This window comes from Pseudomonas sp. CJQ_9 (assembly GCF_043106615.1).
Lineage (GTDB): Bacteria > Pseudomonadota > Gammaproteobacteria > Pseudomonadales > Pseudomonadaceae > Aquipseudomonas > Aquipseudomonas juntendi.
In genome coordinates, this window is sequence record NZ_JBICMS010000044.1 from 61,398 (window position 1) to 82,511 (window position 21,114).

The window sequence follows — 21,114 nt, forward strand, 5'->3', positions numbered from 1 at the left end:
GCGGGCCTGGGGTATGGAAAACTCTCACGAAGGCTTGGCGATTGCCTGATGTTGCCTGACGGCGTACTGGCGCCTGCTTGTGCTTTTGGGTCAAGCACAAGGCACGAAGATGGTAGCGAGCAACGGCGGTACGCCGACCCCTCGGCGGGTAACCCTGCGTTTCGGGGTGTTCTTCGATGGCACCGGTAACAATCAGCACAACGCCACGGCATTGGCGGGGCACGGCGGCAGTTATGCCAATGCGCTGAGCAACGTAGCCCTGCTGCATGCGTTGTACCCGGCGCAAGCGGCCGATGGCGAGGCGCGCCAGGTCTTTTTCAAATGCTACATGGAAGGCATCGGCACCTTGGCCGGTGAAACCGACCCGGTGTATGCCTCTGCCACCGGGCGTGGCCGCACGGGCGTCGAAGCCCGGGTGGCCGAGGCGTTGCAGGTGATTGCCGGGCAACTGCAGGGTTGGTGCCAGGCGCACCCGCAGTGTGTGCCGGCACGCCTGGAGTTCGACTTGTTCGGCTTCAGCCGTGGCGCGGCGGCGGTTCGCCACCTGGCCAACCTGTTGCACGACGGTGCCGGGCAATTGTTGCCGGTGGCGTGTGACATCGCGATCAACTTCATGGGCTTGTTCGACACGGTGGCCGCGATCATCGCGCCGTTGCAGGGCGACTTCGACCCCGCCGACGAGCGCCACGGTGGCTTGCGCCTGGGCCTGGGGGCGGGTATTGCCCGGCAGGTGGTGCAACTGGTGGCCCGCGATGAGCAGCGGCATAACTTCCCGCTGGTGAGCAGTGGCCACGACATAGTGCTGCCGGGTGTGCACTCGAATATCGGTGGCGGCTACCCGGAAACCACATGGGAACAGGTGCTGTTGTGCAAACCCCAGTCCCAGCGCGTGCCGGTGGCGACGCCTGCCGGGCAGTGCCGCGTGCATGCCGTGATGCAGGGCCTGTTGGCGACGGATTTTGCCGACATGGGGGAACCCAGGCCACGGGTGATCACCTGGGAGGAGCCAATCGCTGGCGGCCACCCGCGTGAAGCAGAGAAGCAAGTCTACGCAGCGGTAGCCCGCGAGCGGGAGGTCGCCGGGCACCTGTCGCGCGTCTACCTGAGCGTGATGCGCGAGCTGGCGGTACGGGCTGGCGTGCCGTTTGCGCCGTTGGGCGGCCAGGCGGAGCACCGTTTGCCGGCTGAATTGCAGGTGATCAGCGCAAAACTGCATGGCTTCGCTTTGGGCGAAACCGGGCAATTGGCGCTGAGCGAGCAAGAGCAGCGGTTATTGCGCGACAAGTATGTGCATGCTTCGGCGAACTGGAATGCGCTGAAAGGGTTGCGTAACAGCGTGCTGGATGTGTTGTTTGTCAACCGGCCGGGGGTGGCGGGGCGAGTAGTGCATGGGAATCCGGTGGGGTGAATGTGTCTGGGGTGGCAGGAGGGGGTCGCCACTCCATTCACTCATCGCTGCGCGTTCCTGCGTTTTCGAGCCCTGTACCCCTCCTGCGCCACGGTCAGCATCACCGTCAGCGCCATGAACGCTACCGAAGCAACGAAAATGCCATTTGGCAGCCCCCGGTCGAGCATCCAACCGAACGCCACTGGCCCGACGGCGCCACCGATGTTGAACCCGGTCGAGACCAGCCCGAAGGTCTTGCCTTCGGCACCCTTGGGCGCGGCCGCTTTTACCAGCATATCCCGCGACGGAGCGATCATTCCGGTCAGCAGGCCGATGCTGCCCAGCACCACCACCAATGCCCATTCGCGCAGCACACCCAGGGCCACCACTGCGGTCAGCACAGCGGCCAGGGCGAAAGCCAGCGCCGCCGCCAGGCCATGCCGGCGGGTACGGTCGGCCAGGGCACCGCCACACAGCACCCCGGCGGCGCTACAGAGCAAGAAGGCGGTAAGCGCGGTATTGGCCCAGGCCAAGGTCAGGCCTTGCCCTTGCACCAGTGCGGCAACGGAGAATTTCTCGATGGCACTGGTGCTCAGGTTGAGCAATATGAACAGCACTGTCAGCACGCCGATCATGGGTGTGAACAAGCGCACTCGGCCATTTGCCGGGGGCGCGCCGGCATTGCCCGGGTTGCCCATCTCCTTTACCCGGTACACCCCGCTGCCTGGTAGCGATATCAACAGCAGCGCAGCAGCGCCGAACACTGCGCCCGTCGCCAGGGCTGCCCGTGTGCCCAACACGGCAGCGATACCGAGGAATATTGCCGGGGTTACCGCCGAGCCGAGAAAGCCTGCGAAGGTATGAATGGAGAATGACCGCCCCAGCCGGTCTGGCTCGATACCCTTGGCTAGCAGCGCATAGTCGGCCGGGTGGTACACCCCATTGGCCAGGCCGGCCAGCGCCATGCTCACCAGCAACACCGCATGGCCGGGGCTGGCTGCCAGTAGCAGGAAGCTGAGGCTGCCCAACAGCAGCCCGGCCTTGAGCACCTTGCGCGCGCCAAAGTGGTCGACGGCGTAACCCAGCGGGGCTTGCACCAGGGCAGAGACGATATTGAACACCGCCAAGGCCACGCCGAGTTCGACGAAACCGACCCCCAGCAGGGAGGGCAGCACTGGCAGCAGTGCCGGGACCAGCATGATGTGCACATGGCTGACGAAATGTACGGCGGCAACCTGGGTCAGCAGCTTGGGGGCAGCAACGTAGCGCATGTCGGGACCTGTAGACAGCGTGCGCGCCTGGCGCACGGCAAGGGGGATGGAATGCCCGCTTGGCGGGCGTCGCTGCGCAGCGCCCGAAGGCGGCCATGCAAACGCCGGCAGCGATCCCGCCACCCAGCGCGTTGCCTGTTGCGCGGGTAACCCGCGCTTAAAGGGCTGCGCTGTCGAGGGTCAGGCAGCCAGTTCGGTCAGCAGGTTTTTCAGATAGTCGCTGCCTTGCACATCCAGCGCCTGCAACGGCAGGCGGGGCGCGCCGACATCCTGGCCCAGCAGCTTCAGGCCGGCCTTGATGGTGGTGGGCAGGCCGCGGCGGGTGATGTATTCCAGCAGTTCGTACTGGCGGTAGAACAGCGTGCGGGCTTCGGCCAGTTGGCCTTGCTGCACGGCGTCCCACAATGCCAGGTTCAATGCCGGAATCAGGTTGGGCGCGGCGGTGCACCAGCCGCTCGCGCCTGCCACCAGGGCCTCCAGGGTCAGCGGGTTGCAACCGTTGTAGAACGCCACCTGACCCTTGCTGGCCTGGAACAGGCGGTGCATGCGCTGAATGTCACCGGTGCTTTCCTTGACCATGGTCACATTCGGCACCTCGGCGAGGATGCGCAGGATCAGTTCCACCGACAGGTCGATGCCGCTGGTGCCCGGGTTGTTGTAAAGCATGATCGGGATGTCGATAGCGGCGCCGACGGCCTTGTAGTGGGCCACCACTTCGGCTTCGGTGAGCTTCCAGTACGAAACGGGCAGCACCATGACCGCCGTGGCCCCGCATGCCTGCGCCAGGCGCGCACGCTCCACGGTGCGTGCGGTGGTCAGGTCGGAAACGCTGACCACGCTGGGTACGCGCCCAGCGATGCGCGCCTGGCTGAAGCGCACCACGCTTTCCCACTCGCTGTCGCTCAGGTAGGCCCCTTCGCCGGTGCTGCCCAGCGGCGCGATGGCGTGCACGCCATGCTTGATCAATTGGTCGATGGACGTGCCCAAAGCCTCCAGGTCGAGTGTGCCGTCTGCCGAGAAGGGAGTGATGGTGTAGCCGATGACGCCGCGAATTACAGGTGTAGACATGACCAGGCACCTTTGCCGTTGTTGAGGGAAGAGTACAGCTTCGAGTCAGGCCAGGCAGTCGCCGTGGGCCCGCAAGGCACGCCGCGCGTAATAGCTGAACGCGGCGCCATGACGCTTAGGGGTGGAGATCCAGTCGTGGGCTTCCTTGCCCAGGGCTTCGGGGATGGGGCGGATGTCACCGGCCCCCATGGCCAGCAACTGCATCCTGGCGGCCCGCTCGAACAGCAGGGCAAGCACGCAGGCTTCTTCGATCGAGCCGCCAGCGATCAGCAGGCCATGGTGGGAAAGCAGGATCGCGCGCTTGTCGCCGATGGCCGCCGCGATGATTTCGCCTTCTTCATTGCCTACCGGCACACCAGGCCAGTCCTTGAGGAAGGCGCAATCGTCGAACAGCGGGCACAGGTCCATGTGCGAGATGGCCAGCGGTACCTCGAGCATCGACAGGGCGGCGCTGTGCAGCGGGTGGGTGTGGATGATGCAGTTGACGTCAGGCCGGGCGCGGTAGAGCCAGCTGTGGAAACGGTTGGCCGGGTTGGCCATGCCGCGGCCTTGCAGCACGGTCAGGTCTTCGTCCACCACCAGCAGGTTGGAGGCGGCGATTTCGTCGAAGCCCAGGCCCAACTGCTGGGTGTAATAGGTGCCAGGCTCCTGGGCGCGGGCGGTGATCTGCCCGGCCAGCCCCGAGTCATGGCCGCCGTCGAACAGAATGCGGCAGGTGAGGGCCAGCTTTTGCCGGGTACTGTAGGCGTTGTCGGCCAGGGCCGTCAGCATCTGCTGCTGGGCGTGCTTGACCAGCTGGTCCTTGGGGGCATGCATGGTGGTCGTCATGGGCGGTACCTGCAGGAATGGCGGTGGGTTGCTGAGCGACAGAGAAGGGTCGCCAGGACACACGACGATCATAATGACACTTTGTGTCATGTTCAAGCAGGTAATGACACAATTTGCTTGCAGCAGGGCTCCAGAGGCGGCGTGCCGGGCGGCAAGGAGGTGCGCGAGGGGGCATTGGCAAAGCGCGCGGCGCAGGCGCTGACACCGGCCGGCCGGTGTTCGCAGCTGGCGCCGCGGCAAAAAGGCGCGTTTTACGCGCCTATGCAGCGCGAAGCGGGCAGCGGGGCAGGGTGCGCTTGCTGGTACTGCCGGAAGGCCTCGGCAATGGCGTTGATCAGCGGCGCGTCGCTGAGCGCGTTCAACGCCGGGAAGCGCTTGCCGTGGCTGCTGCCCTGGTAGGTGAGCACAGCCTCGACGCTGTGATCATGGTCCAGGTACACCTGCCTGATCGCCTGGGCATCGAGGTTCTTCGCATCGTCGCAGCGCAGGGCGTGGTGGATGGCCAATGCCGCGCCAAAGGCCAGGGCCGGTGTGTCGATGCCGTGCCTGCCGGCCAGTTCGATGCTGCTGAGGATACGTTCATTGCGCTGCAGTTTGCGCAGCGGGTCGCGGCCGACGCGGGCGCACGGGTCCTTGAACGAGGTTTTGCAGCGCGCCAGGAAGGCGTCGGCGAACCGGCTGATCACCTCGGTCATTTGCGGGTACTCCGCTTCCAGGGCGGGCGCCACTTCCTGGCGTATCAGCCGCTCGGCCAGGGCATTGACGCGGGCGTCGCCCATGCCCTGGCCCACCCACGCATGGCCCAGCAGGCTGGCGTACCAGGCAATGATCGCGTGCGGGCCGTTCCACAGGCGGTTCTTGATGACCTGGATCTGGGTAATATCCGGCACCGTGTGCACTTGGCGCAGGCCTTCGAGCAGGTCGCTGCCGCGCTCGACATACAACGGCATGTCGGCTTCGCTGTTGAACAGCACCAGGTGCAGTTGGCTCATGGCGCTGCTGGGCTGGGCAAAGGGCCTGAAATGCCCGAGCAATCGCTCGTATTCAGCCGGCGGCGCCGAGGCACTGCGGGGTGCGGCAGGCTCTTCTTCCAGGCTGTTGCGAAACATCTGCGACTTGATCCGCAATTGCCGCACCAGCGCATCGTTGCTCAGCTTGGAAACGATGCGGCTGACTACCGTTTCCGCGAAATGGGTCTTGAGCATTACCTGCTCGCAGATCGCTGGCGGGCACAATGTCGCCAGCTCGGCTTGCACATGCCGGCGCACGAACGCGCCGCCACCCACCTTGTTCAGCACGATCAGCAACGTCAGTTCGCGGCCGCGGCGCTCGAAGCGCTGCAGCAGGCCTTGGGCAATTACCCTGGCCTGGTTGCGAATGGCCTGTTCAGGCAGGCTCAGGCCGATGATCTCGGCGTCGTTGTACATGGCGATCACCGCCTGTTCATCGCCCAGGTCGATCATGCGCACATTGTCGATGGTCTGGTCGAACGAGGTGCTGCCATAGCGCACGCTGTAGCTGCCGAAGGCACTCACGCTCTCGCGCAGCATGCGTGAGCGGGTAGCGGCGATGATTTCGCAGGGCCGGGTGTAGCCGTCCCAATGGGAAAACACCTGGGTCAGGTAACCGCCGCCGATGGCGCCAAAGCCATGAATACCGACACGGAACTGGTTCAACGACGCCGGGAAGGGTTCGCTGAGCGCGGGCATGCCCAGCTCGGGCACACATGCATTCAGGTCGGCGAGGAACTCCGGCATGCTGTGGTAAGCCTTGAGTGCGCCGGCCTTGATGTCGGCGGCAGGTGGCTTGATGTCTTCGATCAGAATCGCCTGGCCCTCGGCACGCATGGCCGACAGCATGCCGTTTTCCGAATCTTCTACCATGAAGCACTGCGCTGGCGGGCAGTTGAGTGCGCGGGCGGCCTTCAGGAAGATCTCCGGGTGGGGTTTGCCCTGGCTGACTTCATCGCCACACACGGTGATGTCGAAGTACTTCAGCACATTGGCGTTGATCAGGTATTCCTCGGCGATGGCGCGGCGGCTGGAGGTGGCCACGGCCATGGTCAAGCCGGCCTTGCGCAGGCGTTCCAGTACCTCCAGCAGGCCGGGCTTGATCGGCACGCCGTGATTGCGCACGTACTCCAGCTCCAGTTCATCGGCGCGCTGGCGGATGGCGGCATAGGGGAAGTCTGCGCCGTTATGCGCCTTGGCCAAGGCTTCGGCTTTTTTCGCGCTCAGGCCCAGAGAGCCGAGCAGTGTGTGCTCGCCCAGCGGCTTGCCGAAGATTTCCAGCGACGCTTGTTTGAGGGTCTTGAAGCGCAGGCGTTCGGTGTCGAAGAGGGTGCCATCCATATCGAAGATAGCGCTGAGGATGCGTTTGCCGTGAAAGAAAAGCATGGGTTGTTGCCCCTTGTCGGTGGGTCGTACATCCCGCCTGCAATAGGCGAGCATGGCGTGCGAGCTGCAGCAATGGCAGTCAGGTAGGGGGCACGCGGTCGACAGGAGGGCGCTGGGGGGTGACGCAGAGGTAGGGCGGGATGGAGCGGGGGGTGCACAGCAGGTTGGCGAACCTGGAAGCGAGGCGGGCGGCACGTTTGGCCTTGAGGTCACGCCCACTGGCTGCAGTCGGTTTTGCAGGCAGTGGGCGCAAATAGCGATGGATACGTGTGATTCCGAGCATGAGGTACTGTGAGTCCTTTTTCGACTTTGGTAATCCTTTTTCAGCCTTGCACGTATGCGCCGTGACATGCAAGGCTTGGCCTTTCGCTCGTCTTGCACAACCAGGTGAACCGCCATGACCCAAGTTACCGACCAGGCCTTCTACGACCGTGCCGATGCGCACATAGAACTGGCCAACCAGCAGATCGACAGGGTCGAGGACCTGGGCAAGGTAAGCGCTTCGCTGACCTTTGGTGCCGCGCGCTTCAGCGCCTGGATGAGCGCCCGCAGTTTCAAGAGCGGCACAGAACTGGGCGCTGCGCGGGACGAGATCCTGAAATACTTCTGCGAGCAGTACCGGATGATGCTCGAAGATAACCTGGACGAGCATATCGAGCATTTTGACCAGTACATGTTGGGCAAGAATGACTAACACCGCAGGTCGCTCGCCACAGCCTCTTCAACACTTTTTGGTCAACACCTGCCAGCCCTGATGCGACCCCTGTGGGAGATCACACAGCCCTACGGGCTGCGCTGTCGCGCATAGAACTCAATTCATAAGCGCGACGCAGCTTGTGGGAGCGGGCGAGCCCGCGAAGAAACCAGCGCGCTGCATGGCACCGGCTGAGCCGGTGTTCGCGGGCATGCCCGCTCCCACAGGTTACTGCGTCGGCTTTGATCGCTGCGCTATGCCTGTGAGGGGCTGTTTGTCCGTGGTGGGGAAGACTCGATGCCATCGAGAATTGCCTCAATCACACCCTCGGCCATTTCAATCGCATGCAGGTTCGACCAGAACATGCCACGGCCTTCTTCGCGCATGTAGTCCAGGGCTTTGTAGCCGGTTTCATAAGCGCTGCGTAGGTACAGGGCTACATGGACCAGAGCGTCTTCGGCGGAAATGTTCGGGTTGACGGTGAAAAGGGGATCATGGCCAGCGTCGCAGCGGCCGAAGGGGCGGTTGGAGGTGCAAGGAAGAGGTGGATCGGGGACTATTTTCTTCAACATTGGAAAATGCTCCTCAAGGCCGCCAACCATCACTACCACGTGAATGGGTGGCGACTGTACGCGAGGTGGTAGACCCGGGCATTTTCCAATCCAGGCAGGCTCGAAAGCCTCCCACGCACAGCCGCCATAGACTGTCATGGAAAAAAGCATCTGGGCTACCACACCCGATCGCCAAGGTATTCGGCGACGGATAGAGCCTAGAGACACTGGTTCCCATTGAACAGGTGATGGCAGAGGATGCGACTCGTAGGATATTTCCGAAGTGGCCAACTGGACAGCTATTTTGGCAAAGATCAGAAAAGCCTGATCCAGGAAGCAAGCTACATGAGGTGCATGCGGGGTAGCGCTCTAGTCATCGGGGCTGCCAGTTGCTCGTCACAGCCTCTTCAGCGCCTTTTGGCCAACAACTGCCAGCCCTGACGCGATCCCGGTGGGAGCGGGCGAGCCCGCGAAGAAACCAGCGCGCTGCATGGCACCGGCTGAGCCGGTGTTCGCGGGCATGCCCGCTCCCACAGGTATTGCACCTTCGTCTTGCCTACGATATCGCCAGCCGGTGATGGTGCGGGCCGGACGACATGTCCGGCCCTTAACCGCCTGTTGCGCCCTGGGTCAGCGACGCAGCAGGCGAGAAATCACCAGTGTGACGGCGGCGGTGATGGCCAGTGCGGCGATAGGCTTTTCCTTGACGAACGAAGACACCGTGTCCACGGCATCACCATAGGTCTTGGTCACCTGGCCTGCCGCCTGACGTGCATCGCCTTCGGCTTCCAGTGCCGGGTCTTCGACCAGCCGGCCTACAGCGCTCTGCGCCTTGCCTGCAAGGTTCTCGGCAACACCTTCGATCTGTTCGCGTTTCATGATGGCTATGTTCCTTCCTGTAAGCGGCTTTGGGTTGACAGCACAGGGTTAGGGAGGTGAAGGGCCGCAATGGTTCCAACTACTCACCACCTTCAAGCCACACGCTCCTGCAACGAATCGCACGTGGCGTGGGTGGCGAGGCTAGCGCGCCTTCTTTTCCAGAATCCGCGCGCCGCTCCCTTCCTTGGCCAGCACATCCCCGGGGTTGCGCAACGGGCAGTCCTGCAGTGACAGGCAGCCGCAGCCAATGCAGTTGTCGAGGCTGTCGCGCAGCGCCTCCAGGGTACGGATGCGTGCATTCAGGTCTTCGCGCCAGGCCGTGGACATCTCGCCCCATTGCGCCGCTGTCAGCTTGGTGTTGGGCGCATAACGGCTCAACGCCTGTTTGATTTCCTGTAGCGGGATACCGGTGCGCTGCGCCACCTTGATGATCGCCAGCGTGCGCAGCACCAAGGACGGATAGCGGCGCTGGTTGCCTGCTGTACGTACACTGGCGATCAGCCCCTTGGCTTCATAAAAGTGCAGCGCTGACACCGCCACACCGCTGCGCTTGGTGACTTCGCCCACTGTAAGCATCCGCGTGTTGTCTGCTGCCATACCTGTCGACCTTGCCTTGGGTTGAGCGCCGTAAGGGCGCCTGAGGTTTTGGAACGGGTTACCCCGCTGCGCGATCCCGGCGCAACTGGGTAACCAGGGTAAAGCGGTCATGCGGGTGGATCGTCTCGGCCACGGCCATCAGGTCACCGTTCTCTTCGCGGTAGTGGCGAATGATCTGCAACGCCGCCGAACCCACCTGCGCCTTCAGCGCGTGGGCCAGCTCTGCCGTCAGCGCTAGCGCCCGTACCTGCTGGTCGATCACCGCGATCGCTCGGCCGTAATGTTGCTCGATCAGCCTGGCAATCGGTTGTTCGGGCTGCTCGCGGGCGCGTTCGATGACTTCGCCGTAGTCCCGCTGTGCATATACATGGGTGCAGCACAGCGGCGGCGCAGCCTGCGCCCCCGCCACGGCGATGCTCGACAGGCAAAAGTAGTGCTCGCCCGGCACCAGCCCCAGCCGTGCCGCCTGGCCCAGGTCGGCAACGAAGTGCTGCACATCGCGGATCTGCCAGCGCTGATCTGGCGCCAGCTGTGCCAGGTCGGCGACGCTGGCCAGCGACTGCGTGTAGCCCCCGCGGGGGCTGCTGGCCTCGACCCGGGTGCCGACGCGCTTGCGTCGCGATACCAGCCCCTGGCCGAGCAACTGGTCGATCGCGGCCCGTACCGTGTGCCGGCTCACACCATAAAGGTCGCACAGCTCGTGCTCGGTTGGCAGCAGGCTGCCCACCGGATACCGGCCACTGGCAATGCCTGCCATCAAGTCCTTGGCCACAGTGGCATAGCGCGTAGGGTTCATACCTGTGTTCTGCCTCGCACCTGTCGTCGGCCCAGAGTGTACCAGCGACCTGCGCCGGGTGGTCGGCGAGCAGGCTGCACCTAGCGGTGCAGCCCAGCATCCACGGGGCCCGCTGACGTTATTCAGGTGTTCTGCCTGGCCCGCAACAGCATCGCCGCCAGGGCACACCCGAGCAAGGCCAGGCACGCCAGGTAGAACGCGTCGCTGTAGGCCATCAGGTACGCTTCGCGGCGAATGGTTGCCGCCAACCCCTCCAGCGCCTGTTGCTGCTGCGGCAACCAGCTCTGCACCGTGTGGTTGATGCGTTCCTGCATGCCCGGCTCGAACACGCTGACCTGCTCGTGGATGCGTTCGCTGTGGAAACGCTCGCGCGTGGCCACCAGCTGGGTCAACCCGGCCGTCCCCACCGCGCCCCCCAGGTTGCGCAGCATCGAGAACACGGCCGACGCCGACCCGGCTTCACGCTTGTCCAGCCCGGCCACCGCCAGCACCGACAACGCAACCATGATGAACGGCTGGCCGATGCCACGTACCACAGTGGATGGGATGATCACGTTGTCGGCACTGTCGGCGCTCAGGCTTGCCCCCAGCCAGCAACCCAGGGCCATGATCAGGAAACCGCTGGCGACCATGAACTTGGCGCTGGTCCAGCCCATCAGCCGCGGCATCATGGGCGCCAGCAGCAACTGCACCACCCCATAGGCGATCAGTGCTACACCCACGTCGTGGGCGCTGAAGCCCTGCAGTTGCGACAGGTAGTTGGGCACCAGGAACACCAGGCCGAAGGTTGCCGCGCCGAAGATGAACATGGCCACACTGGCGACGCCAAAGTTGTAACGCCCCAGCAAGCGCAAATTGATGAAAGCGCGCTGGCCGCGCAGTTGGGTAACCACGAACACCACCAGGGCAATGGCGGCGATCGCGCTCATGCCAATGATGAACGATGAGCCGAACCAGTCCAGCCTACCGCCTTCTTCCAGCACGATCTGCAAGCCACCCAGGCCGATGACCATGGCCGCGATACCCAGCCAGTCGCCCTTGCGCAGCAGCGCGAGTTGCATTGGCCTGGCGTCGATCGACCAGGCGATGGCGAACAGCAGGGCGATACCCGGGAACAGTTGCAGGTAGAAGATCCAGCGCCATGAATAGGCGTCGGTCAGCCAGCCGCCAATCGACGGCCCGGCCGCCTGTGCCACGCTGTTGGCCAGGCTGAACAGCGCCATGCCCATGGCCATCTTGCTGGCTGGCAGCTCGGTGATGATCAACTGGAACGACAGCGGGATCAGCACCGCGCCGGCCGCACCCTGCACTACGCGCAGGGTGATCATCGTTTCCAGGTTGGGGGCCCATGAGCAGGCCACCGAGGCCAGCAGGAAGATCAGCGAGCCGGTCCACATCACCCGGCGCAGCGAAAACACTTCGACCAGCCACGCGGTCAGCGGGATCATGACGATTTCCGCCACCAGGTAGGCGGTGGAGATCCATGAGCCTTCCTCGAAGCTGGCGCCCAGCGAACCCCGGATTTCCGGCAGCGCGGCGCTGGTGACATGCACGTTCATGCCGGCCATGAAGCAGCCGAACAGGCCGCCGAGCACGGCGACCCAGGCGCGCAACGAGACGGGTTGCTCAGTGGCCATCGGCAACCTCGGCAGGGCGGGTGTCGACGATGCTCACCACCGACATGCCCGGCAGCAGCTGCGGGCCTGCGGGCGCTGGGTCGAGCAGGATGCGCACCGGGAAGCGCTGGACGATCTTGGTGAAGTTGCCAGTGGCGTTGTCCGACGGCAGCAGGGCGAAGACATTGCCCGAGGCGGGGGAGAAACTGGCCACACGGCCGTGCAGTGGCTGGCCGGCAAAGCTGTCGACGCGGATTTCCACGGGTTGCCCGGGGCGCATGCGGGCCAGTTGGGTTTCCTTGTAGTTAGCGACCACGTAGGCCTGCTGTACCGGCACCACTGCCAGCAGCGGCTGGCCGGGCACCACGTACTGGCCAGCACGCACGCGGCGTTGGCCCACGATGCCAGCGAGCGGGGCGCGAATCACGGTGTCGTGCTGGTCCTGGCTGGCCAGTTGCTGGCGAGCCTGGGCGTGGGCCAAGGCGGCTGCGCGCTGTTGCAGTTCGGCGTCGGCCTGGGTAGAGCGGGCCTTGGCCATGGCCAGTTGAGCGCGTTGTTCGCGCAGCGCGGCCTGGGCCCCTTGCAGCGCCGCTTGTGCCTGGGCCGCCTGGGCGTTGGCACTTTCCAGCCGCTGCGCGGTGGCCGCTTGATCGCGTACCAGGCCGCGGTAGCGGTGCACGTCCAGGGCAGTGCGTTGGCGTTCGGCGGTGGCGCTGCGCACGGTCGCTTCAGCCTGCTGGATGGCGTGCTGGCGCTGGTTGATGCGCTCGGCCGCCAGCTGTTGGCCTGCCTGTGCGGCGGCTAGTGCTGCCTGGGCTTCGGCCACGCTGGCCTGGGCCTGCTCGACACGTGCGCGGTAGTCCTGGTCTTGCAGCCGTACCAGTACATCGCCGGCCTGGACTGGCTGGTCGTCCGCCACTTCCACCTTGGCAACATAGCCGGCAACGCGCGGGCTCAGTGCCACCCAATCGGCACGGACATAGGCATCGTCGGTGGTCTGCAGGTAGCGGCCGGTGGTGAGCCAGTAGCTGGCGAAGGCCAGCACCGTGACGGCCGCCAGGCTGCCGCCGGCGATCCAGGCCTGGCGGCGACGTGGTCTGGGGCTGGCTTGCTGTGCTGCTTCGGCGGGGGCGTTCTGTTCTACGGCGGCATTCATGTTCGGTTTCCATTTCTGATGTTGGGGCTGCTGCGCAGCCCATCGCCGGCAAGCCAGCTCCCACAGGGACCGCGCTGGCCTTGGCGTTCGTTACAGGGCAGCCACTCCCTGATCATTGAAAAAGCGTTCGGCCCAGCGCGGTCCCTGTGGGAGCTGGCTTGACGGCGATGGGCCGCATCGCGGCCCTGTTGGTTGTTGCTGCGAGCTACCACCGCCCACCCAGCGCGCGGAACAGGTTGACCTGTGCCTGCGCCAGGCGCCCTTGGGCCTCGACCTGGCTGGCGCGCAAGCGGATCAGTTCGCGTTCGCTGTCGAGCAATGCCAGGCCGTCCACCGTACCGGCGCGGTAGTTGTTCTGGGCCAGGGCAAAGCCCCGCTCGCTATGGCCAAGCGCTGCCTCCAGTGCCTGCAGGCGCTGCCGCTCACCGGCGTAACGCGCCAGGGCCTGGCGCACGTCCTTCAGCGCATTCAACGCTACGCCCTGGTAGCGGGCGACCTGCGCCTGCTGCAATGCTCGAGCCTTGCCAACCCGCGCGCGATTGGCCTTCAGGTTGGGAAACTGCCAGTGAATCAGCGGGCCGATCCCGAACATCACCGCGCGGCTGTCGCCGAGGTCGGCCAGGTGAGCGGCGGAGGAGGTCAATGAGGCGCCGAAGCTGACCTTCGGGTACAGGTCCGCCCGGGCGATTTCGGTCTCCAGCGCAGCAGCCCGCAGTTCCCGTTCTGCCTGGCGCAGATCCGGCCTTCGCTCAAGCAGGCGCCACCCATCGCCAAGCGGTAGCGGCACCGATACCGTGGGGATGGCGCTGCAGTCGCCTACCGGTGCCGCAACCGCCTGGCCACTGAGCATGGCCAGTTCGTAAAGCGCCATTTGCCGCCTGGCAACGAGCATCGGCAGTTGCGCCCGCACCTGCTCACGCAAGCCCAGCAGCCGCTCGCTGTCGAGCGCCGTTGCCACGCCGGCCTGTTGCTGGCGTTCACTCAGTTGCACGCTGCGCTCAAGGCTTTGCAGCGACTGCCTGGCCTGGGCCAGGCGTGCGCCATACACGCATTGAGCCAGGTAGGCGCGGCTGGTCTGGGTGACCACCTGCAGGCGTACCAGGTCCCGTGCTGCAGCGCTGGCATCGGCTTGAGCGCGGGCGCGCTCGATGGCCGCACGTACCTGGCCCCAGACATCCACCTGGTAGGCCAGCTCGATGCCGGGGCTGAATTGCCATTGTGACGGCGCATGACTGTCAGTGGCCTCGGCCAGGGTCTGGTCATCGGCGCTCTTGCCATAGGTTGCGCCAACCTCCACCGCAGTGGTGGGCCAGCGCCGCGCGTCGAATTCACCGATACCCGCCAGCATGGCCTGCATAGTGGCGTCTGCCTGGGCCAGGTCCTGGTTATGCGCCAGGGCCAGCTGTACCCAGTGGTTGAGTTGCGGGTCCTGGAACAGCGCCCACCATTGCGCGGGTAACGGCTGCTGGCTGACCCCCGCCGGCAGGTCTGCCAACGGGTTTGCCTGCAGCACGGGTGGCGGCGCGGCGGGGGCCGGCTGCCGCGTGCACGCCGTGAGGGCACCCAGCACGGCGAGCGTGGCGCCCAGCCGGGCAGCAAAGGGAGAAAAGTGCAGTAAAGGCATCACACAGGTCACTTGAAGGGGGTGATGCGAGGTTAACCAGGGATGGGGAAGCGGCGCTGTCGCGAGCAGGACAAGCCTGCGCGCAAGCGGGACAACCTGTTCAGTGACCGCGTGTGAGGTTGTGCTGCCAGTCACTCGGCGCGTAGCCGAGGATGCGCTTGAACATGGCGGTGAACGCGCTTGCACTTTGGTAACCGTGCTCCAGCGCCACGTTGAGAATAGGCTGACCCTGCGCCAGGCATTGCTGGCTGAGCATTACCCGCGCGCGGGCGCGCCACTCGCCATACGACATGCCCAGTTCGCGTTGAAACAGCCGCGCCACGCTGCGCGCACTCAGGTTCAACTGCGCGCCACACTGCGCCAGCGTCAGGTCCTGGGCCGGGTACTGGAGAAAGCCCTCGCACCAGGCACGCAAGCGCGGGTGCGAGGGCGTGGGCACGAAGGCATGGATGCGCCGAGCGGCGGACAACTCGTTAAGGATCAATGCCCGCGCATGCTCGCCGTCACGCCGGTCGAGCATGCGTGACGCGGCCAGGATCAGTTCGCGCAGCAAGCCGGATACCACGATGACCTGGCAGCACGCGATGCCGGCGTCGAGCAGCAACGTGCGCATGCTCACCACGCCCTGCATGCGGATGGCGTGGCTGACCCCGGCAGGCACCCACAGTGCATGCCCGCCGGGGATCACCCAGTCGCCTCCCGCGCTGCTGACGCGCATTACACCGCTGGCGGCATAGATCAGCTGGTCTTCAGCGTGGCAATGGCTGGCAACCTGGTCGCCGTGGCCGTAGTCCATTTCCAGTGTTCGCATTCAAGGCATCCTCGATATTGGATCCAATTATACGGCGGTGGATTTTCATCGGGTTGCGATGGTGGGCATGGAAAAGGGGTGAGCAAGACAAAAATGGCTGTTTGGCAGTTGAACGTGGTGAATTATTGCCAGGCGAGTGCTACGCGCAACAAATAAAGCGGCTTCTGTTGTCAGAGCCAGACATCATTGACGGCGGTGCGCTCGCCGCCCTCATGCCCGGTGTTCAGAATGCCGCGGGGCTCGATCATCATCAGTTTCGCTTCGCCCTCTGCGGCTGTCCTGTGTTCGATACCGCGCGGCACGACGTACAGCTCACCGGGATTGACGTACACACAGCCATCGGGCAGATCGATGCGCAGAACACCCTCCAGCACCAGAAACGCTTCGTCGGTTTCCGGGTGTGCGTGCCAGATGAATTCGCCTTCGATGCGCACCACCTTGAATTGGTAGTCGTTCATTTCGGCAACGACCCTGGGGCTCCACTGCTGCTCGATCAGCGACGCTTTGTGCAGCAGGTTGGCAGGCTGGGAGGGGATACGGGCTTCAGACATGACAATTCCTCGTTGAGTGGAGTGGCCAGCCTAACGGTCTGCAACATGGGCATCTTGTACGATCCTGCAAGTCAGCGGGTGGGGCGCAGGCGCTCCAGCCAACGCAAGGGCGGCACCCCATAGCAACGGGTGAAATGCCGAGTCATGTGGCTCTGGTCATGAAAGCCGGCAGCAAGGGCCGCATCGACCAGGCTGAACCCGTCGACCACCATGCGCCGCAAACAGTCCAGGCGGCGCAAGGTGACGAAGCGGTAGGGGCTGGTGCCGTACAGCGTGCGAAAATCACGCGACAGGCTCCAGCGCTCACGGCCGCTGGCCTGTTCGAGCATGTCCAGGGTAATGCTCTGGTGCAGGTGCGCCATGATGAAGGCTCGGGCACGTTCGGCGGCTTGGTAGTCCAGGCGCTTGCGCCCGCGTGGTTTGCCGCCGACCGCCAACAAGGCCATGGCCAGGTCGTACAGGGCGTCCTGCTGCTCCAGCGGCTCCAACGGGTGGTCCACGGCCTGTACCAGTGCCTCGCTGGCCTGGTACAGCCGGGGGTCGCTGGACAGCCCGCCAGCGATGAAGGGCAGCGGCTGGCCACCCAGCACGTTCTGGATCAGGGCCGGGTCTACGTAAGCCATGCGGTAGCGAAAGCCTGCGTTGGTGCCGGCCATGCCGTCATGCAGCTCGTCCGGGTGCAGCACCAGGGTGTTGCCGGGTATGCCGTGGCGCAGCGAGCCCTTGTAATGGAAGCTTTGCACGCCGGCCAGGGTTCGCCCGACCGAGTAGGTATCATGACGATGCGGGTCGTAACCGTGGCTGCCGAACCAGGCCTCGATACGCTCGATGCCGCCCGGCTGGTCGCTGCGGATTACCCAGTCGGACGGTGGCGGGTCAGCTTTACGGTTCATCGCGGTGGGAGCCTGGGCGGAGCACGGCTGGGGCGGCCGTGAGGGGGTGGGAAGCAAGGGTAACCGGACTGTCCGTTGTCGGGCAATCAGGTCGCCGCCAAGGGCCGTGCTGCCAGGTTATCTACCAACGTTGACTCGACCAGGGTGCTTGTCGATGCTGAAATCGAGCATGCACAACTACAATGGGCCGGGAGCGCCAATGAACCGCAACGAACTGCGCAAAGCCGATATCAACCTGATGGTGGTGTTCGAAGCGCTGATGCAGGAGCGCAACCTTACCCGCGCGGCAGAAAAGCTGTTCGTCGCCCAACCTACGGTCAGCGCTGCGCTGGCGAGGTTGCGGGCGATGTTCAATGACCCGTTGCTGATCCGTGTGGGCAACCGCATGGAGCCATCGGCCCGCGCCCAGGAGGTGATCAAGCACCTCACGCCTGCGCTGGATGCGATGTCTGTGGCCCTTAGCCTGACCCACGACTTCGACCCGCTTTCCAGCAAGATGACCTTTCGCATCGGTTTGTCCGATGACGTCGAGTCCGGGCTGTTGCCGCCGTTGTTGCGGGCGCTGCGGGTCGAGGCGCCGAACGTGGTGGTGGTGGTGCAGCACGTGGATTACTGGCGCATTCCCGACTTGCTGGCGGCGGGTGATGTCACGGTCGGCATCAGCCAGACCCGGGGCCTGCCGGCCAATGCCAAGCGCAAGGTATTGCGCTGCATGCAGGCCAGGGTGGTGCGCGCCGACAAATCGACCACGGCGTTGACGTTGGATGAGTTCTGCGCCCGCCCGCACGTTCAGGTTTCGCCCACGGCCAATACCCACGGTGTAGTCGATGACTGGCTCAAGGAGCTGGGGCGCGAACGCCAGGTGGTGTTGTCGGTGCCGCAATTCAGTACGCTGCCGGCGATCCTGGCCGGTACCGAACTGCTGGCCTGCTGCCCCGATTACGCCGCCCAGGGGATGGAGCGCTGGGGCAACCTGCAGGCCGAGCAACTGCCGTTCGCGGCCACGGCGCTGGAGCTGGCCATGGTCTGGCTGAGCACTACCGACAATGACCCGGCCGAGCGCTGGCTGCGCGGCCGCCTCGAGCACTACATGGGCGGTATGGCCTAGCCGGCAGAAGGGTGCTTAAAGGCCCGCTTCCAGGTCCAGCAGGTCCTGCACGGTCTGCCGCCGGCGGATCATCCGCAGTGCGCCGTTCTCGATCAGGAACTCTGGCAGCAGTGGCCGGCTGTTGTAGTTGGACGACATCGATGCGCCATAGGCCCCGGCATCGTGGATCACCAGCAGGTCGCCCACCTGTGCTTGCGGCAGGTCTTGCGGGGTGAGTTCCTGGTCGTCCTGGGTGAATACGTCACCCGACTCGCACAGCGGCCCGGCCACCACGGTTGGCTGGCGTGGGCGCTCCACCGGCTGGCCGTTGGCATCGAGCAGGGTCATGCCGTGGTACGCGCCGTACATGGCCGGGCGCATCAGGTCGTTGAAGCCGGCGTCGATCATCACGAAGGTATTGCGCCCCACCTGTTTCACCGCCCGCACCTCGGCCACCAGGTAGCCGCACTCGGCCACCAGGAAGCGGCCGGGTTCGATCTCCATACGCACCGGGTGGCCGAGCATCGCTTCGATTTCCTTGCGTGCCACTGCCCAGGTCTGGGCGTAGCGCTGCAGGTCGACCGGCTTGTCGCTGCTGCGGTAGGGGGTGGAGAGCCCGCCCCCGATGGAAAATGCCTCGATGTCCACCCCCAGGCGGCCGACCAGCTCGATCATCGAGCGGGCTACCTGTTCCAGGTGCTGGTAATCCACGCCCGAGCCAATGTGCATGTGCACGCCGACCAAGTGCAGGCCGTGTGCCTTGATCACGCCCAGCGCTTCGTCCAGCTGCTCATGCCAGATGCCGTGCTTGCTGTTTTCACCGCCGGTGTTGGTCTTGCGGCTGTGGCCGTGGCCAAAGCCGGGGTTGATGCGGACCCACACGCGGTGCCCAGGGGAGCGCTCGCCCAGCTGGCGCAGCATGTCGATGGAGCCAGCGTTCACTTCGATCTTTTCTGCCACCACCCGCTCCAGGGTAGGCCGGTCCAGTGCATCGCAGGTCAGCACCACGCCGGCCGGGTCGCCCTGAACGCTGGCGCCGGCAGCGAAGGCTCGCTCCATCTCGCCCAGCGACACGGCGTCCAGCACCAGGCCGTGGCCGCGCATCAGGCGCAGCACGTGCAGGTTGGGGTTGGCTTTCTGGGCGAAGCGTACGGTGTCGAACACCTTCAGCTGTTCGACACGCTCGGCGATGGTGCCGGTGTCGTAGGCCCACAACGGCGAGCCATGTTGGCGCACTGCCTCGGCCAGGAGGGTGAAGGGTGTTGTCATGTTGGCGCTACTCGCTCAGGTGATACCAGGAATGAAAGCAGGATGCGATAAAGCAGGAATTCAGAAAAATAGCTTTTTTTCTGTCGGCCATTCATATCTGATATGGCCACTGTCATTACGCAGGGCGTTGCCGTGAAATTGTCCGTCCGCCATATCGAAGTGTTCCGCGCCATCATGGCGGCGGGCAGCGTCACCGCTGCAGCTCGCCTGCTGTTCACTTCGCAGCCCACCGTCAGCCGCGAGCTGGCCCGGCTGGAGCAGGTCACCGGGCTGAACCTGTTCCAGCGCGAAGGTGGGCGGCTGGTGCCGACAGCCCAGGCACTTCTGTTGATCGAGGAGGTGGAGCGCGCCTATGTCGGGCTGGAGCGGATCGACCGCTTTGCCCAGGCCATTCGCAATTTCGAGCAGGGCCGGTTGGCCATCACCTGCCTGCCGCTGTTCTCGCAAACCCTGCTGCCCAAGGCCTGCCAGCGCTTCCACCAGCAGCACCGGGGGGTGAGTGTGAGCATTCTGGCCCAGGAATCGCCGTTGCTGGAGGAGTCACTGGTGGCCCAGCAGCACGACCTGGGCCTGACCGAGGTCGAGCAGATACCCCGCGGGGCGTATGGGGAGCGGCTGTTCAGCGCCAACATGGTGTGCGTGCTGCCCGAACACCACCCGTTGCAGGCCAAGGCCGAGCTGGCGTTGAGCGATTTTCACGAAGTCGATTTCATCAACCTGGCCAGCCTGGACACCTACCGCCAGCAACTGGACCAGCACTTCCGCGCGGCGGGTGTGAACCGCCGAACGGTGATCGAGACGACCAGTGCGGCCTCGGTCTGCGCCATGGTGCGCCAGGGCCTGGGGGTTGCCATCATCAACCCGCTGAGCGGGCTGGAGGCCGCGCAGGGCGGGCTGCCGATCCGGCCGTTGCGGGTATCGGTGCCATACCAGGTGATGCTGATCCGCCCGGATCATCGGCCGGCTTCGGCTGCGGTGGAGCCGTTTTGTGAGGCATTGCGGGCGCAGGCTAAAGCAATGCAACAAGCGCTGGCATGATCAGGGGCTACGCGCGGCGTATGAAGCCCTAAAGCTCGCAGACGAAGGTGCCAGTGCCGGCCAGGATGTTCTCCAGGGTTTCCTTCACCTCATCCAGGTCACTGAGGTCGCTGGTCAGGTTGATTTCCAGCACCTCATCCCCCTTCAGCGCATCGCGGTCACCGGCGGCCACTTCGATCAGCAGGCGCTTGGCACTCAAGGTCACTTTCAGCCCGTCCAGCGTCGACGGCTCGTCATCCAGGGTCAGGTCGACGGTGTCTTCGTCCGGGTAGCGGGTAAGCAGGAACATCTGGCCCTTGTCGCTATGGCAGCACAGGGTCGCCATGTTGTCTTCCTCGTCATCGCAAGGGGTGGCGAACAGCAGGGCGGTGTTGATTTGCATGAGCAGGCTCGGATTAAAGGAAACGGAAGGGAATTCTGACAGTCTTGGCTACATGCATAAACGTAAAGTTACCGCCCCTTGACCGAAATTGTCGCAGCGCTGCAAGCCTTGATGACCGATCAGTCGTTAAGCTTCGCCAAGCCCGGGCGTGCCTGCGCACGTTCCACCTCTGGTTTTTACCGTCCGCCTTGCCACGGGTTGGCTATCGTTGATCCGTAAA

The 21,114-nt window shown here is 64.5% G+C and carries 20 protein-coding genes; 4 read left to right on the forward strand and 16 right to left on the reverse strand.

The window, feature by feature from the left end; translation table 11 throughout:
- The first annotated feature begins 109 nt into the window (after positions 1–109).
- Complete coding sequence (locus ACF8SD_RS08155; protein ID WP_392484188.1) at positions 110–1,408, forward strand: phospholipase effector Tle1 domain-containing protein; 1,299 nt, start codon at positions 110–112, stop codon at positions 1,406–1,408.
- A gap of 41 nt (positions 1,409–1,449) precedes the next feature.
- Here ACF8SD_RS08155 and ACF8SD_RS08160 read toward each other — a convergent pair whose 3' ends face one another.
- The 4 genes from ACF8SD_RS08160 to mtlD all read right to left on the reverse strand — a co-directional run bounded on the left by ACF8SD_RS08160 (position 1,450) and on the right by mtlD (position 6,950).
- Positions 1,450–2,658 (reverse strand): MFS transporter, encoded by a 1,209-nt coding sequence (locus ACF8SD_RS08160; RefSeq protein WP_173890608.1) that lies wholly within the window; start codon positions 2,656–2,658, stop codon positions 1,450–1,452.
- A gap of 180 nt (positions 2,659–2,838) precedes the next feature.
- Positions 2,839–3,726: a dihydrodipicolinate synthase family protein gene (locus tag ACF8SD_RS08165; RefSeq protein WP_173890606.1), complete on the reverse strand. Its 888-nt coding sequence runs from the start codon at positions 3,724–3,726 to the stop codon at positions 2,839–2,841.
- 45 nt (positions 3,727–3,771) lie between these two features.
- A complete protein-coding gene (locus tag ACF8SD_RS08170; RefSeq protein WP_029886679.1) occupies positions 3,772–4,554 on the reverse strand; it encodes an aldolase in 783 nt (260 codons plus the stop codon).
- A gap of 251 nt (positions 4,555–4,805) precedes the next feature.
- Complete coding sequence (gene mtlD, locus ACF8SD_RS08175; protein ID WP_392484189.1) at positions 4,806–6,950, reverse strand: bifunctional mannitol-1-phosphate dehydrogenase/phosphatase; 2,145 nt, start codon at positions 6,948–6,950, stop codon at positions 4,806–4,808.
- A 397-nt stretch (positions 6,951–7,347) separates the two neighbouring features.
- On the opposite strand from mtlD, the gene ACF8SD_RS08180 reads away from it, so the two are divergent.
- Positions 7,348–7,644 carry a DUF3144 domain-containing protein gene (locus ACF8SD_RS08180; RefSeq protein ID WP_173890602.1) on the forward strand — a complete coding sequence of 99 codons (297 nt, stop codon included), beginning with the start codon at positions 7,348–7,350 and terminating at the stop codon, positions 7,642–7,644.
- A 254-nt stretch (positions 7,645–7,898) separates the two neighbouring features.
- Here the strand turns inward: ACF8SD_RS08180 and ACF8SD_RS08185 are convergent, their stop codons facing one another.
- The 10 genes from ACF8SD_RS08185 to ACF8SD_RS08230 form a co-directional block, all read right to left on the reverse strand.
- Complete coding sequence (locus ACF8SD_RS08185; protein WP_392484190.1) at positions 7,899–8,216, reverse strand: hypothetical protein; 318 nt, start codon at positions 8,214–8,216, stop codon at positions 7,899–7,901.
- 609 nt (positions 8,217–8,825) lie between these two features.
- Positions 8,826–9,074 carry a CsbD family protein gene (locus ACF8SD_RS08190; RefSeq protein WP_051098776.1) on the reverse strand — a complete coding sequence of 83 codons (249 nt, stop codon included), beginning with the start codon at positions 9,072–9,074 and terminating at the stop codon, positions 8,826–8,828.
- 141 nt (positions 9,075–9,215) lie between these two features.
- On the reverse strand, positions 9,216–9,671 hold the full coding sequence (gene soxR, locus ACF8SD_RS08195; RefSeq protein WP_392484191.1) for a redox-sensitive transcriptional activator SoxR: 456 nt from the start codon (positions 9,669–9,671) through the stop codon (positions 9,216–9,218).
- 58 nt (positions 9,672–9,729) lie between these two features.
- Positions 9,730–10,467 carry a GntR family transcriptional regulator gene (locus ACF8SD_RS08200; protein ID WP_173890598.1) on the reverse strand — a complete coding sequence of 246 codons (738 nt, stop codon included), beginning with the start codon at positions 10,465–10,467 and terminating at the stop codon, positions 9,730–9,732.
- A 122-nt stretch (positions 10,468–10,589) separates the two neighbouring features.
- On the reverse strand, positions 10,590–12,104 hold the full coding sequence (locus tag ACF8SD_RS08205) for a DHA2 family efflux MFS transporter permease subunit (protein ID WP_392484193.1): 1,515 nt from the start codon (positions 12,102–12,104) through the stop codon (positions 10,590–10,592).
- Positions 12,094–13,239: an HlyD family secretion protein gene (locus ACF8SD_RS08210; RefSeq protein WP_392484194.1), complete on the reverse strand. Its 1,146-nt coding sequence runs from the start codon at positions 13,237–13,239 to the stop codon at positions 12,094–12,096. The genes ACF8SD_RS08205 and ACF8SD_RS08210 overlap by 11 nt, the downstream gene beginning before the upstream one ends.
- Before the next feature lie 205 nt (positions 13,240–13,444).
- Positions 13,445–14,863, reverse strand: a complete 1,419-nt coding sequence (locus ACF8SD_RS08215; RefSeq protein WP_392484195.1) for an efflux transporter outer membrane subunit — start codon at positions 14,861–14,863, stop codon at positions 13,445–13,447.
- Positions 14,864–14,963: 100 nt separating this feature from the next.
- Positions 14,964–15,674 carry a helix-turn-helix transcriptional regulator gene (locus ACF8SD_RS08220; RefSeq protein WP_029887877.1) on the reverse strand — a complete coding sequence of 237 codons (711 nt, stop codon included), beginning with the start codon at positions 15,672–15,674 and terminating at the stop codon, positions 14,964–14,966.
- A gap of 170 nt (positions 15,675–15,844) precedes the next feature.
- The gene (locus tag ACF8SD_RS08225; RefSeq protein ID WP_173890592.1) at positions 15,845–16,225 is read right to left on the reverse strand and encodes a cupin domain-containing protein; all 381 of its coding nucleotides are present in this window, start codon (positions 16,223–16,225) and stop codon (positions 15,845–15,847) included.
- A gap of 71 nt (positions 16,226–16,296) precedes the next feature.
- A complete protein-coding gene (locus ACF8SD_RS08230; RefSeq protein ID WP_009684032.1) occupies positions 16,297–17,118 on the reverse strand; it encodes an AraC family transcriptional regulator in 822 nt (273 codons plus the stop codon).
- A gap of 199 nt (positions 17,119–17,317) precedes the next feature.
- Here ACF8SD_RS08230 and ACF8SD_RS08235 point away from each other — a divergent pair, with 199 nt between their 5' ends.
- Positions 17,318–18,226 (forward strand): LysR substrate-binding domain-containing protein, encoded by a 909-nt coding sequence (locus ACF8SD_RS08235; protein WP_156326592.1) that lies wholly within the window; start codon positions 17,318–17,320, stop codon positions 18,224–18,226.
- 15 nt (positions 18,227–18,241) lie between these two features.
- On the opposite strand, the gene lysA is transcribed toward ACF8SD_RS08235, so the two are convergent.
- A complete protein-coding gene (gene lysA / locus ACF8SD_RS08240; protein ID WP_009684030.1) occupies positions 18,242–19,474 on the reverse strand; it encodes a diaminopimelate decarboxylase in 1,233 nt (410 codons plus the stop codon).
- Positions 19,475–19,606: 132 nt separating this feature from the next.
- Here lysA and ACF8SD_RS08245 point away from each other — a divergent pair, with 132 nt between their 5' ends.
- Positions 19,607–20,512: a LysR family transcriptional regulator gene (locus tag ACF8SD_RS08245; RefSeq protein WP_029887872.1), complete on the forward strand. Its 906-nt coding sequence runs from the start codon at positions 19,607–19,609 to the stop codon at positions 20,510–20,512.
- Positions 20,513–20,540: 28 nt separating this feature from the next.
- On the opposite strand, the gene ACF8SD_RS08250 is transcribed toward ACF8SD_RS08245, so the two are convergent.
- Positions 20,541–20,894 carry a hypothetical protein gene (locus tag ACF8SD_RS08250; protein ID WP_009684028.1) on the reverse strand — a complete coding sequence of 118 codons (354 nt, stop codon included), beginning with the start codon at positions 20,892–20,894 and terminating at the stop codon, positions 20,541–20,543.
- Between the last annotated feature and the right edge of the window lie 220 nt (positions 20,895–21,114).